Source organism: Streptomyces sp. DSM 42067, from assembly GCF_055792885.1.
In genome coordinates this window covers 6,491,941-6,505,230 of the sequence record NZ_CM147706.1, presented here as the reverse complement: position 1 = coordinate 6,505,230, position 13,290 = coordinate 6,491,941, and the positions used below count along the sequence as shown (strand labels likewise).

Annotated in this window: 8 protein-coding genes; 1 reads left to right on the top strand and 7 read right to left on the bottom strand. The window is 70.8% G+C overall.

The genetic code is table 11. From position 1 onward, the window contains the following. Nucleotides 1-83: 83 nt before the first annotated feature. The 7 genes from ACSMXV_RS29500 to ACSMXV_RS29470 form a co-directional block, all read right to left on the bottom strand. Entirely contained in the window at nucleotides 84-1,370 is a 1,287-nt protein-coding gene (locus ACSMXV_RS29500) for a sugar ABC transporter permease (protein WP_473174214.1), read from the bottom strand. Continuing rightward, a complete protein-coding gene (locus tag ACSMXV_RS29495) occupies nucleotides 1,370-2,158 on the bottom strand; it encodes an ATP-binding cassette domain-containing protein (protein ID WP_181868430.1) in 789 nt (262 codons plus the stop codon). Before ACSMXV_RS29495 ends, ACSMXV_RS29500 begins: the two co-directional genes overlap by 1 nt. Before the next feature lie 43 nt (nucleotides 2,159-2,201). After that, on the bottom strand, nucleotides 2,202-3,296 hold the full coding sequence (locus ACSMXV_RS29490; protein ID WP_473174213.1) for a substrate-binding domain-containing protein: 1,095 nt from the start codon (nucleotides 3,294-3,296) through the stop codon (nucleotides 2,202-2,204). Nucleotides 3,297-3,338: 42 nt separating this feature from the next. After that, nucleotides 3,339-6,005, bottom strand: a complete 2,667-nt coding sequence (locus ACSMXV_RS29485) for a SpoIIE family protein phosphatase (protein ID WP_473174212.1) — start codon at nucleotides 6,003-6,005, stop codon at nucleotides 3,339-3,341. 456 nt (nucleotides 6,006-6,461) lie between these two features. Next, on the bottom strand, nucleotides 6,462-7,934 hold the full coding sequence (gltX, locus tag ACSMXV_RS29480) for a glutamate--tRNA ligase (protein ID WP_473174211.1): 1,473 nt from the start codon (nucleotides 7,932-7,934) through the stop codon (nucleotides 6,462-6,464). Continuing rightward, a complete protein-coding gene (locus tag ACSMXV_RS29475; protein WP_473179100.1) occupies nucleotides 7,927-8,721 on the bottom strand; it encodes a fumarylacetoacetate hydrolase family protein in 795 nt (264 codons plus the stop codon). Before ACSMXV_RS29475 ends, gltX begins: the two co-directional genes overlap by 8 nt. A 157-nt stretch (nucleotides 8,722-8,878) precedes the next feature. After that, nucleotides 8,879-9,067 (bottom strand): hypothetical protein, encoded by a 189-nt coding sequence (locus ACSMXV_RS29470; RefSeq protein ID WP_473174210.1) that lies wholly within the window; start codon nucleotides 9,065-9,067, stop codon nucleotides 8,879-8,881. A gap of 567 nt (nucleotides 9,068-9,634) precedes the next feature. Between ACSMXV_RS29470 and ACSMXV_RS29465 the strand changes: the two genes are divergently transcribed. Next, nucleotides 9,635-13,282, top strand: coding sequence for a sensor histidine kinase (locus tag ACSMXV_RS29465; RefSeq protein ID WP_473174209.1), 3,648 nt, complete (start codon nucleotides 9,635-9,637; stop codon nucleotides 13,280-13,282). Nucleotides 13,283-13,290: the final 8 nt, after the last annotated feature.

The following is a 13,290-nucleotide window of genomic DNA, read 5'->3' as shown; positions in this document are numbered from 1 at the left end:
TATCCCCCGAAAAATGCAGTGTCGATGTCCCAGAGCACGGCTTGGATCGGCATGAGACGACCGTACCCGTCCGAGCCCCCTCGTCATGCCCTGCCGTGGGCCTCCTGGGAGCGTCGTGACAGGGAGTCGATGACTACCGCCAGGAGCAGGACGCCGCCGGTGATCATGAACTGGACGGCGGCCTGGACGCCCATGAGCGCCATGGCGGACGCGATCGACTGGATGACCAGCATGCCGAGGAGCGCGGACCAGGTCGTGCCGCGGCCTCCGAACAGGCTGGTGCCTCCGATGACGGCTGCCGCGATGGCGTTCATCAGCAGGATGCCGGAGCCGGACGTCTGGCTGGCCGAGGTGATCCGGGAGGCCAGGAACAGGCCGCCGATCGCGGCCATCGTCCCCGACACCATGAACACGGAGATCCGCACCAGCACGACGTTGATGCCGGCGCGGCGGGCCGCCTCGACGCCGCCGCCGAGCGCGAACACCTGTCGTCCGTACCGGGTGCGGCGCAGGAGGTAGTCCAGGCCGACGACGACGAGGAGGAAGATCAGGAGAGCGAGCGGCAGGCCCTGGAACTGGTTGAGGACATAGGCCGCCGCAAGGGCGATCACCGCGAGGGCGCCGGTGCGGAATCCGAGCCGGCCGAGCGACCGGGACTCCATGCCGCCGGCCCTGCGGCGCAGGCTGTCACGGTAGGCGGCGAGGAAGAACGCGGCCGTGCCGAGGACGGCCAATCCGTAGGCTACGGCCGCGTCGGAGAAGTAGTGGCTGGTCAGCTTGGCGACCAGGCCCTGGTCGTCGATGCTGATCGTCCCGCTTTCGCCGAGGACGTAGAGCATCAGGCCGTTCCAGCCGAGCAGTCCCGCGAGGGTGACGACGAACGAGGGCACGCCGACCCTGGCGAAGAAGAACCCGTGGACGGCCCCGACCGTCGTGCCGCAGAGCACCGCGACGATGACCGCGAGCCACTCGGGCATGCCCTGATGGACGTTGAGCACGGCGAACATGGCTGCCGCGAGACCGCTGACCGAGCCGACCGACAGGTCGATCTCGCCGATCAGCAGCACGAAGACGATGCCCACCGCGATCAGGCCGGTGCCGACGATGTCCACGCTGAGGTTGGACAGGTTGCGTGGTGAGAGGAAGTTCTCGTTGAGGATCTCGAAGATGATCCAGATGAGGACGAGTCCCAGTATGACGGGGAGCGAGCCGAGTTCTCCGTCGCGCAGCCGGCGCCGGAATTCGTCGACGGCCCGCCCGACGTCCTGTCTGCGCACGAGCAGGCGCCGGCCGGCCGCGGCGGTCGCCCGGGCCTCGGCTCCGCCTGCCGTTCTGCCGGGTTCAGTGTTTCGGAATGTCTCTTTCCGCATCACAGCCACGCCTCCCCCGTACGCCCCATGCGGGTCCTGCCTGCGTTGTCCGTGGCGCCGGTGATCGAGGAGATGACCTGTTCCTGGGACGTGGTGTTCACGTCGAAGAAGCCGTTGTTGCGGCCGAGGCGCAGCACCGCGACCCGGTCCGCGACGGCCTTGACGTCACCCATGTTGTGGCTGATGAGCAGCACACCGAGACCGCGGTCGCGCAGGTGGTCGATGAGGTCGAGGACCTGGGAGGTCTGCTCGATGCCCAGGGAGGCGGTGGGCTCGTCGAGAAGGAGGAGCTTGGGTACGCCGAGCAGCGACCGGGAGATCGCGACGGCCTGGCGCTGGCCGCCGGACAGCGAGGCGACGGGGAGGCGGATGTTGGGGATTCTGATCGACAGGGTGTGCAGCAGCTCGACGGCGCGGCGCTCCATCTCCACCTCGTCGAGGACGCCGACCCTGTGGATCTCCCTGCCGAGGAAGAGGTTGCCGACGACGTCGAGGTTGTCGCACAGCGCGAGATCCTGGTACACGGTCGCGATGCCGAGTGCCTGGGCGTCGTGAGGGCGCCTGACCTGGACGACCCGGCCCTGCCACTCGATGACACCGCTGTCGGCGGGGCTGACACCAGCGATGACCTTGACGAGGGTCGACTTGCCTGCGCCGTTGTCACCGACCAGGGCGATGACCTCACCACCATGGATCTCCAGCTCGACGTCGCAGAGCGCCTGGATGGCGCCGAAGCGCTTGGAGACGCCGCGCAACGCCAGCAGGGGTGGAGCCGGCACAGAAACCATCTCCTTCTTCCGGGCCCGGCCCCACGGAGGCCGGAGACCGGCCCTATCCGGTCAGTCCGGCCTTGTCGCAGGCAGACCTGAACTTCGGGGTGCAGATCTGGTCGATCGTGTAGAGGCCGTCCTTGACCACGGTGTCCTTGATGTTGTCGACGGTCAGGGAGACCGGCGTGAGCAGGACGGCCGGAACCGCCTGCGCGGTAGGGCTGCTGACCGTGTGCTCGGCGATGCCGTCGAGGTTTTCACCACGGGCCAGTGCTACGGCCATCTCGGCGCCGGCGGCGGCCTGCGGCTCGAAGGGCTTGTAGACGCTCATGTACTGCTCTCCGGTGACGATGCGCTGAACGCCCCCGAGTTCGGCGTCCTGGCCGGTGACCGGCGGCAGCGGGTTGATCTTGTTGGCCTTGAGGGCGGAGATGACGCCGGCGGCGAGGCCGTCGTTGGCGGAGTAGACGCCGTCGATGTTGTCGGCGCCGAGGCTGGAGATGGCTCCGGACATGTTGGTGTGAGCGTGCTCCGACCTCCAGCCGGGGTTGTCGTACTTCTTGGCGATCCTCACCCTGTCCTCGAGTACCGACAGCGCGCCCTTCTTGAACGCGGCGGCGTTGGGGTCGGTCGGGTCGCCGTTCATCATGACGATCCGGCTGCCGTCCGCCTTGTCGCCCAACGCGTCGAGGAGCCCCTCGCCCTGGAGCCTGCCGACCTCCTCGCCGTCGAAGGAGACATATCCCGAGATCGGGCCCTCGGCGAGGCGGTCGTAGGCGACGACCCGGACGTGCGCCTCGTCCGCCTTCCTGACCGCGGGCTGGAGCGCCTTGGCGTCGACGGCGGCGAGGACCATCACATCCACACCCCTGATGATCATGGAGTCCACCTGCTGCTGCTGGGTGGCCACGTCGCCCTTGGCGTTGGCGTGCTCGACCGTGCACTCGGCGCAGAGTCCCCTGATCTTCTTCTCGAGCAGCGGCCTGTCGTCCTTCTCCCAGCGGGCGGTGGTGGCGTCGGGCAGCAGCAGGCCGATCTTCAGGGCGTCCTCCGCCCCGTCGGCGGAGCCGCCGTCGCCCCCTCCGCAGGCGGCAAGGGCCACGGCCATCGACAGCGCGGCGATGGCGGCGGCGGCTTCCCGCACGTAGGTCTTCATCCGAAGGGACCTCCCTTGTCCTTCCACGGGGAGAAGGCCTGGTCAGGGTCCTCGGGACGGCAGCAGGCCGAGGGGTTCCGCAGCCGGTCCTGTGCCGGTCTCCGTGTCCGGGGGCTCGTGGGGGGGCACAACGATCTCGCTCCACACCTGCTTGCCACCGCTGACCGGCACCGATCCCCAGCCCGCCGACATCGCCTCGACGAGGAGGAGTCCACGGCCGCCGGTCGCCTCCCAGTCCACGATCACCGGCTTGGCCGGCGCGCGCGGAGACGAGTCGCTCACGGCGACCCGCAGCCGGTCCGCGGCGAGCGTGAGGTCGAGGCGTACCGCGCCGTGGGTGTGCACCAGCGCGTTGGTGACCAGCTCGGAGACCACCAGCAGCACGACGTCGGCCTCCTCGGCGAGGTTCCAGGAGCGCATGGTGCGGGCGGTGAACCGGCGCGCGTGCATAACGGCGTCGGGGAGCCGCCATACGGTCCAGCCGACCCGGATCGGGCGGACCTTCAGACCGTCGTAGCGCATGAGCAGCAGTGCCACGTCGTCCTCTCGCCGGCTGCGGTCGCCGAGGAGTTCGTCGGCAACGTGCCCGGCGTCGGAGGGGTCGGTGGAGGAGAGCACCAGCTGCATGCGGCGCAGGCCTTCGTCCAGCGGCAGGCTCGAGGACTCGACCAGGCCGTCCGTCGCCATGACCAGGAGCGTGCCCGGGGTCAGTCCGGCCGCGGTCATGGGGTACTCCGCGTCCTCGACCACGCCCAGCGGGAGGCCGCCCTCGATGGCCATCTCCTCGGTGGTGCCGTCCGGGTTGCGCAGCAGCGGTGGAAGATGCCCGGCCCGGACGAACCAGGCGTTGCCCTCCTCGATGTCCAGGTCGACATAGCAGCAGGTGGCGAACAGATCGGTCTCCATGCCGACGAGCAGCCGGTTGGCGTGCGAGATGACGACGTCGGGCGGGTGGCCCTCCACGGCGTAGGCCCTGATCGCGGTACGGATCTGACCCATGATCGTCGCGGCCGCGGCGCTGTGTCCCTGCACGTCCCCGATGACCAGCGCCACATGGCGGTCGGAGAGGGATATGACGTCGTACCAGTCACCGCCCACCTGCAGTCCTCTCCTGGCGGGCAGATAGCGGGCGACGGCGACGCCGCCGGGCAGCTCCGGAAGCCGGCGCGGCAGCAGGCTGCGCTGGAGCGTCGTGGCGAGTTCCTGCTCGGCATCGTACGTCTGCGCGCGCATCAGGGCCTGTCCGACCAGCCCCGCGGTCGCGGTGAGCAGGGACCGTTCCTCGGGGACGAACTCGTGCGGCTCGTCCCAGCCGACGAGGCAGACACCGGCTATCCGGCCCTGGGCCAGGAGCGGCAGTACGGCGAGTCCGCCCGGGCCGACGCCCGCGAGACCGGGTTCGAGCTCGGTGCCCGCGTGCCAGAGGCTGGGACGGCCTTCCCGCAGTGCGGCCTGCAGCGTGGGCAGGGCGTGCAGCGGTGCGTCGGGCCACTCGGAACGCCATTCGGAACGCCAGATCTCAGGCCAGGCGCTCGGCTCCGGCGGGTCGAGGACGGTGACCACCAGTCTGTCGGCCTCGAGCCCGGCGAGTGCCACGCGGTCGGCTCCCAGCGGCTCGCGCAGGGCGATGGCCACCACGCGGCTGACGTCCCGGACGGACAACGCGTTGGCGAGTGAGGCGGCCAGCCGCTGCACCCGGGAGACCTCGTCGGCGACGGGGCGCAGCGTGGCTGCGTCGGCGACCACGCCCAGCAGCTGCTCCGGCACCCGGCCTGGCCCCCGGTCGCCGCCGGCCGGCACCCGGCAGCTCAGGCGCAGCCAGCGCAGTTCGCCGTTGGGGCAGCGGATGCGGAAGTCCAGTTCGCGCCCTCCGACGGCCTGACGCGGCTCGACGACGGACATGAGCGCGGGCAGGTCCTCCGGGACGGTTTGCGCGAGCAGGGTCTCCACCCTGCCGTCGAAGGCGTCGGGTGCGACGCCGACCAGCTCCAGGACGCGTGCGTCCGCATCGATGAGGCCCGAAGCCGGCGCCAGAGTGAACGAGCCGACTCCCAGACGGTCCAGGGCCGGGCCCAGCAACGGGCGCCGTGTGACGGGGCCGCCCGCCGGGCCGTCGCGGGGAGCCGGGCCGCTGTCGTCCGTGGTACTCGGGACTGCTCCCTCTGAATCGCCGCGGGCCGGGACTCCGCCCTGCCGGCCTTCGCCACCGGGTGCTCGGCCACCCGGGCCCTGGCCGGACGTGCGCTGGCCGCCCGGGCCCGGGGCGATCGGTTCAGCGGCCGCATCGAGCCCGGCGGCGACCTCTTCGGCGTACAGCTCCAGAAAGCTGCGCTGCTCGGGAGCGAAGCCCTCCGCGGTGTCGCCGACGACGAGCAGGCAGCCCAGCCGCGTGCCGTCGGTCGCCAGGGGCAGCACGCCCAGCGATACGCCGCTCGGCAGGGTCGGAGTCTCCGAGCTGTTCTCCGTTTCGCTGTACGTGTCGAGCTCGGCGGCGTCCCACCACATGGGGCGGCCTGCGCGGACGGCGTCGGCGGCGGGTGAGCGGCCGGACAGGGGGTAGCTCTCGGGCGGCCCGTACCCGGACGGGGCGCTCGCGGTACTCCCGCTCCTTTCGGCGAGATCGAGCAGCCGCAGCTTGTCGTCCTTGCCGGCCAGTGCGTAGACAGCGCTCAGTGCGACCCCGGCGAAGACCAGGACCTGGTCCTTCATGCCCGGCCACGGCGCCGAAGGGCGCGGACCGGCCTCGACTGCCCCGGCCAGGTCCGCCCTCGGCCTCGGGAGCCCGGAACCGGCACCGCCGTCATCGCGCATGTCGTCACCCGACCTCCCCTCCATGCCCAGCGCAGGGGCAGGCAGAGGCCCGGAGATAAGCAGACGGCCGTGATGCAGGCTTCGGACGAAGCCATGCCTGAATCGCGCCGCCTCGAGGCAAGGCGCCCACACCATCAGAATGGCACCCGGTGGGGCGGGCTGCGAGGGCAGGCGGCGTCGGGCTGGGCACCAAGCCCAGCCCTAGCCCGCCTGCCCTCGCAGCCGGAGTGGCCGCCCTTCCGCCGGGGGACCGCCAACTGGTCGGCACAGCCCATGTCCCACGGCGCCCGTCGTCATGGGTTGTGCCCACGCTCCCCCAGCCATTGCGGAACGATTGCCCACAACGGTGCTGTGCTACGCGGTGAGCTTCTCCAGGGCCCGGTCCACGCGAGCCAGGGTCTTCTCGCGGCCCAGGACCTCGAGGGACTCGAAGAGGGGCAGGCCGACCGTGCGGCCGGTGACGGCGACGCGCACCGGGGCCTGAGCCTTGCCGAGCTTGAGGCCGTGCTCCTCGCCGGCGGCCAGGACGGCCGCCTTGAGGGCCTCCGCGTTCCAGTCGGCGGCGGCGAGCTTCTCGCGGGCCGTCTTCAGGAGCGCGTCGGAGCCCTCCTTCATCGCCTTGGTCCAGGACGCCTCGTCCTCGACCGGCTCCGGCAGGAAGAGGAAGTCCACGTTCTGGGTGATGTCCGAGAGGACGGTCAGGCGCGTCTGGGCGTGCGGGGCGATGGCCTCCCACGCCGCCTGGTCGAAGTCCTCCGGCGCCCAGGGGGCGCCCGGGGCCTTCAACCACGGGCCGCAGGCCTCGACGAAGGCCTTCGGGTCCAGCATCCGGATGTGGTCGGCGTTGATCGACTCGGCCTTCTTCAGGTCGAAGCGGGCCGGGTTCGGGTTCACATCCGCGATGTCGAAGGCCGCCACCATCTCGTCGAGCGAGAAGATGTCGCGGTCGGGGGCGAGCGACCAGCCAAGGAGGGACAGGTAGTTGAGCAGGCCCTCGGGCAGGAAGCCGCGCTCGCGGTAGAGGTTCAGGGACGACTGCGGGTCGCGCTTGGAGAGCTTCTTGTTGCCCTCGCCCATCACGTACGGCAGGTGGCCGAAGGACGGGATCTCCTTGGCGATGCCCAGCTCGATCAGCGCCTTGTAGAGGGCGATCTGCCGCGGGGTCGAGGACAGCAGGTCCTCGCCGCGCAACACGTGGGTGATCTCCATCAGCGCGTCGTCGACCGGGTTGACGAGCGTGTAGAGGGGCGCGCCGTTGGCGCGGACGATGCCGTAGTCCGGAACGTTCTCAGGCGTGAACGTCAGCTCGCCGCGGACCAGGTCGGTGAAGGTGATCGGCTCGTCGGGCATGCGGAAGCGGACGATCGGCTCCCGGCCATCGGCCCGGTACGCCTCGGCCTGCTCGGCCGTCAGCACGCGGCAGTGGCCGTCGTAGCCGGACGGCTTCCCGGCAGCGCGGGCGGCCTCGCGGCGGGTGTCCAGCTCCTCCGTCGAGCAGTAGCAGTAGTACGCGTATCCGCCGTCGAGGAGCTTCTGCGCGACGTCCTTGTAGACGTCCATCCGCTGCGACTGGCGGTACGGCGCGTGAGGGCCGCCCACCTCCGGGCCCTCGTCCCAGTCGAGGCCCAGCCAGCGCAGCGAGTCGAGCAGCTGGTTGTAGGACTCCTCGGAGTCGCGGGCCGCGTCGGTGTCCTCGATACGGAAGACCATGGTGCCGCCGGTGTGCCGGGCGAACGCCCAGTTGAACAGGGCGGTGCGGACCAGGCCCACATGGGGGTTGCCGGTCGGCGAGGGACAGAAACGTACGCGGACGTTCGCGTTAGCCACGCTTGATCACCTTGTTGGTGAGAGTGCCGATGCCTTCGATGGTGACGGCGACCTCGTCGCCGACACTGAGGGGGCCGACCCCTGCCGGGGTGCCCGTGAGGATCACGTCGCCGGGGAGCAGCGTCATGGCCTCGGAGATGTTCACGATCAGATCCTCGACGGGGTGGATCATCTCGCTCGTACGACCCAGCTGGCGCTGTTGACCGTTGACCGTGCACTGGATCGTGAGGTCGGACGGGTCGAGATCCGTCTCCACCCAGGGGCCGAGGGGGCAGGAGGTGTCGAAGCCCTTGGCCCGCGCCCACTGCTTCTCGCGCTTCTGGACGTCGCGGGCGGTGACGTCGTTGGCGCAGGTGTAGCCGAGGATGACGTCCTTGACGCGCTCCCGCGGGACCTCGCGGCACATGCGGCCGATGACCACGGCCAGTTCGGCCTCGTGGTGCAGGTCCTGCGAGAAGGAGGGGTAGGCGATCTCGTCGCCGGAGCCGATCACCGAGGTGGACGGCTTGAAGAAGGCGAAGGGCGCCTCGGGCACCTCGTTGCCGAGCTCCTTGGCGTGTTCCGCGTAGTTGCGGCCGAAGGCCACGACCTTGTTCGGGAGCACGGGGGGCAGCAGCCGGACCCTTGTCTGTGAATCAGAAGGGGCCAGCGGGACCTTCGTACCGGAGAGCTCGAAGTCCGCGAACGGGATGCCCTTGATGATGTCGAGGACGAGCTCGTCCGGTTTGTCGCCCTCGACCGCGCCGAAGGCGACGTTCCCGTCGATGGAGAACCTGGCGATGCGCACGGGATTCTTGCGCCCCACTTTCCGCTGGCTGGAGTCTGACGCTCCAGGCTAACGCGGCGGGGGCGCGCTCCTCGCGCCATCAGTGCGCGGCCTGGCCGGTGCCGCCCCCGGGGCGGCACCACCACGGTGAGCAGAGCCGGAGAAAGCGGCTCCTCCGCTACGCCGCCGAAGCCCGTTCCGGGATCTCCGTCAGAATCGTGCGGCGCGGGTTGGCCGTCTGCGTCGGCAGGTCGACGGGGTGCTCCGGCAGCTCCACCGCGGTCGTCATCTCGTCGGCGTCCTCGAGGTGCGCCAGCGTCGTCCGCCGCGGATTGGCTATGTTGCGGAACATCATCGTCGTCTTCATCTGTCGCTCGAGACCTTGTCCATACGGGCGCTGCCGGCGCCGGTTGTCGGATTCCCCATCCCTGTAAAGCGCCAGGTTAAACGTGCAATTCCCAGCCACAGCCGGGAACACCCCTTGATGTTTATGTGAGTTTGCTCACGAGCGAGTGGGCAAATGGGTCAATTCAGGCCATCAACTCGCCGCGAAGAAACGGACATTGCATAACTGAAGGCATCATTCCGCTCCCGATCATGCCGACTGGGACAGTCCGTAACGGCCGGGATCTCGCGGCAAACGCCCGTTATGTACAGGAACTCCTTCTACGCCACGTAACCCATCCCTCACAGCAGGTGACAGGGGCCGTCCCCTGCCCCTCGGGCCTTGTTGGAGATCCTGCACTGTGCTGAAATTCGCGGGACCGCCGCAGATTCAAACCGGCGCGCTGGGGGCGCAACGCAGCGCCGAGCGGCGGTGGAAAGGGGAAGCAGCGCCGGTCACTCACGACCACCATGGGGACTCACCGCCCCACGACGCCGACACCGTCCCGCCGTCACAGGGGGGACGCCTGGTCCAGAGGTTGCGACGCTAGTGCAGGGACGTTTCAAGAGGGATGGCAGCGCTGCGGCGGAGCAGGAGCCGCAGGGCGGGACCGACCGCGGCTCCTCGCCCCAGCACGCCCAGAGCCCCGGCCAGGGGCCGTCCGGCGACGGCGGTGAACGCGGAGCCCGCACCGGTGCGCCGGCCGCGGGTCTGCCCGCGTCACAGCCGAAACCGAAGGCCCCGGTGGGCCCCGGCTCTCGCATAGCCCTGCGCAACTGGCGCATCTCCACACGCCTGGTCGCGCTCATGACCCTCCCCGTGGTCGCCGCGACCTCGCTCGGCGCACTGCGCATCAGCGAGTCCATGGACGACATCCAGCAGCTCGACAACATGAAGCTGCTGACGGAGATGACGAAGCAGGCGACCGATCTGGCGGCCGCGCTCCAGGACGAGCGCGACCAGTCGGCGGGCCCGCTCAGCCACGACGGCGACACCTCGGACTTCTCGATCAAGGGTCCGCGGGAGACGACGGACAACCAGATCAAGGCCTTCGTCCAGGCCACCCGCGACATCCAGGACGCCGAAGACGGGCAGAGCCTCGACGGCGTGCGCGACCACGTCCTGCAGATCCAACGCGAGCTGGCCACGCTCAGGAGCATCCGCCAGGACGCCTACAACGACCGGACCAACTCCTCCCAGACCGTCGACGCCTACAGCCGCCTCATCGAGCAGCTGCTGTCGCTCTCCACGGACATGGCGCAGGCGACGAGCAACCCGGAGATGATCCAGCGCACCCGCGCCCTGGCGGCCTTCTCCAACGCCAAGGAGTACGCCTCGGTGCAGCGGGCGATCATCGCTGCCGCCCTGCCGGCGAACGACAGCCAGGTGGGCAAGCTCTCCGAGACCGACCGGCGTTACGCGTCCGCCGCCGCGGACAACGAGGAGTCCGAGCGCACGGCCTTCACCAACATCTACAACAGCTACGGCGGCAACGCCGCGGAGCTGACGAAGCCCATCGACAAGGGCAACCCCACCATCACGGCCGCCAACGCCTACGCCAAGGGCGCGCTGCGCGAGGGCGGTCTGCCCCTGCAGGACAAGCGTTCCTACAAGGACTGGGTCGACGCGGACTCCGCCAAGATCGACCAGATGGCGAAGATCGAGCTCACTCTGCTCGACCAGATGGAGCAGAAGGCCCGTGAGCTGCGGAACGAGTCCGAGCGCGAGGCCTACCTCAGCGGTGCGGTGATCCTGCTGGTGCTGGGCATCTCGCTGGTCGGCGCGTTCGTCGTCGCGCGGTCCATGATCCGCTCGCTGCGGCGGCTGCAGGACACCGCGACCAGGGTCGCCCAGGACCGCCTGCCCGAGCTGGTCAAGGAGCTCTCCGAGTCCGACCCGCAGGACGTCGACACCTCCGTCGAGTCGGTCGGTGTGCACTCGCGGGACGAGATCGGCCAGGTTGCCGCGGCCTTCGACGACGTGCACCGCGAAGCCGTCCGCCTCGCCGCCGAACAGGCGCTGCTGCGGGGCAACGTCAACGCGATGTTCACCAACCTCTCGCGCCGGTCGCAGGGTCTGATCCAGCGTCAGCTGTCGCTCATCTCCGAGCTGGAGTCGCGCGAGGCCGACCCGGACCAGCTGTCCTCGCTGTTCAAGCTCGACCACCTCGCGACCCGTATGCGCCGTAACGGTGAGAACCTGCTCGTTCTCGCCGGTGAAGAGCCCGGCCGCCGCTGGACGCGCCCCGTTCCGCTCGTCGACGTGCTCCGTGCCGCCGCCTCCGAGGTGGAGCAGTACGAGCGCATCGAGCTGGCCGCGGTGCCGGCCACCGAGGTCGCAGGACGCGTCGTCAACGACCTCGTGCACCTGCTCGCCGAGCTGCTCGAGAACGCGACGTCGTTCTCCTCGCCGCAGACCAAGGTCAAGGTCACCGGTCACGCGCTGCCCGACGGCCGTGTGCTGATCGAGATCCACGACACCGGCATCGGCCTCTCCCCCGAGGACCTCGCCGCGATCAACGAGCGGCTCGCCTCGCCGCCCACCGTGGACGTGTCGGTCTCCCGCCGCATGGGTCTGTTCGTGGTCGGCCGTCTGTCGCAGCGCCACGGCATCCGCATTCAGCTGCGCCCGTCCGACTCGGGTGGTACGACCGCGCTGGTCATGCTTCCCGTCGATGTCGCACAGGGCGGCAAGAAGGCTCCGGGCAAGCCCGGCCCCGGCGGGTCCGGCGGTCCGGCGGCGGCTCAGGCCGCCGCGGGCGCTGCCGCCGCACGCCGCGGGGTCGGCGCCGGTGCGAGCGCGGGCCGGCTGGGTGCCGGTCCTGCGCCACGCGGACAGGTCGGCGCCGGAGCGGGTCCCCGCGCGGCGCTGCCGTCGCGCGACCCGGAGCCCGGGCGTCCGGGCCCGCAGTCCGGGCCTGGAGGCGGCGGTCTTTTCGGCGGCCCGCAGGACGGCCCCTCAGCTCCCCAGCAGGGCCCTGGCAGGCCCGCCCCCGCCGGTGCCGGTGCGGGCACGCTCCGGCAGGGTCCGCCGCACAGCGGTCCCCGGGCGGCCCAGACACATGCCGGATCCGCCGACGACGGACGCGCGCCCCAGCTTCCGCCGCGCGGCGGCCCGCGCGCCGAGCTGCCCGGCGGCAACCCCAAGCCCCGGGTCCCGAGCACGCCGGCCTGGAGCAACGACACCGGTCAGCCGGCCGCGTCCCGCGCCTCGCTCGACACTCCCCGCGGGCACGAGGAGCCGGAGTCCACGGCGCCGATCCCGCGCGTGGACGGCCGTCAGGGCCCCGGCCCCGGTGCGCGCTACCCGAGCCCGGTCCCCGACGACCGCCAGGGCCCCGGCTCCACCGCGGAGTTCGCGCGCCCCGACTTCGACGGTCCGCGGCCCGGCAGCCAGCACCCTCAGGGCCCCGGTGCCAACGCGCCCGGCCACACCGGCCAGTTCGTCCGTCCGGACGTCTTCGGCGACCCGAACCCCTCCGGTACCGGCCAGTTCCCGGTGCAGGGCTACCAGACTCCGCAGCACGCAGCTCAGGACAGCGCCTCCACGGGGCAGTTCGAGCGGCCCGGCACCAACGGCGCGCAGCCGCGCGGCGGCCGGGAAGGCTTCGACACCCGGGGCGGCCACAGCGCCCCGCGGCCGCCGGCCCCCCGCGCGGACCGCGTTCCGCAGCAGCCCTCGGGCCCCGTACGGGAGCCCGAGGCCCTGCCGCCGGCCGGCCCCGGTGACGGCCGGACGCCGCTGTACGACACGCTCGAGACCAACTGGTTCCACGGCCAGCAGGGCGGCGGCGATCAGCCGACCGACCCGCAGCAGCGACCGACCCAGCCGCAGGCGCCCGCTGCTCCGGCCCCTCCGGCCCCCACGGCCGCCTCCCAGGCGGCCTCGGGCGGGCCCGCGACCACCGCTTGGCGGAGCACGCCGAACGACGAGCTCGTCCGGCAGGCCGAGCGGGTCCGCAAGCCCTCTGCCGGCGGTGTCACCACCTCAGGACTGCCTCGCCGGGTGCCGCGCGCGAACCTCGTCGCGGGCACGGCTCAGCAGCAACAGCACCAGACCGGTCCGCAGGTGTCGCGTGCGCCTGATGACGTACGCGGACGGCTGACCAATCTCCGTCGGGGCATCCAGCAGGGTCGGCAGGCCGGTACCGGCCAGACCGGCAGCTTCCCCCGCCCCACTCACCAGCAGGAGCGTTAGTTGAGTCA

What these genes read in the sequence shown, in the direction of transcription:
- ACSMXV_RS29500 (WP_473174214.1), bottom strand. Translation starts at nt 1,370, where the DNA reads ATGCGGAAAGAGACATTCCGAAACACTGAACCCGGCAGAACGGCAGGC.
- ACSMXV_RS29490 (WP_473174213.1), bottom strand. Translation starts at nt 3,296, where the DNA reads ATGAAGACCTACGTGCGGGAAGCCGCCGCCGCCATCGCCGCGCTGTCG.
- ACSMXV_RS29495 (WP_181868430.1), bottom strand. Translation starts at nt 2,158, where the DNA reads ATGGTTTCTGTGCCGGCTCCACCCCTGCTGGCGTTGCGCGGCGTCTCC.
- ACSMXV_RS29470 (WP_473174210.1), bottom strand. Translation starts at nt 9,067, where the DNA reads ATGAAGACGACGATGATGTTCCGCAACATAGCCAATCCGCGGCGGACG.
- ACSMXV_RS29485 (WP_473174212.1), bottom strand. Translation starts at nt 6,005, where the DNA reads ATGAAGGACCAGGTCCTGGTCTTCGCCGGGGTCGCACTGAGCGCTGTC.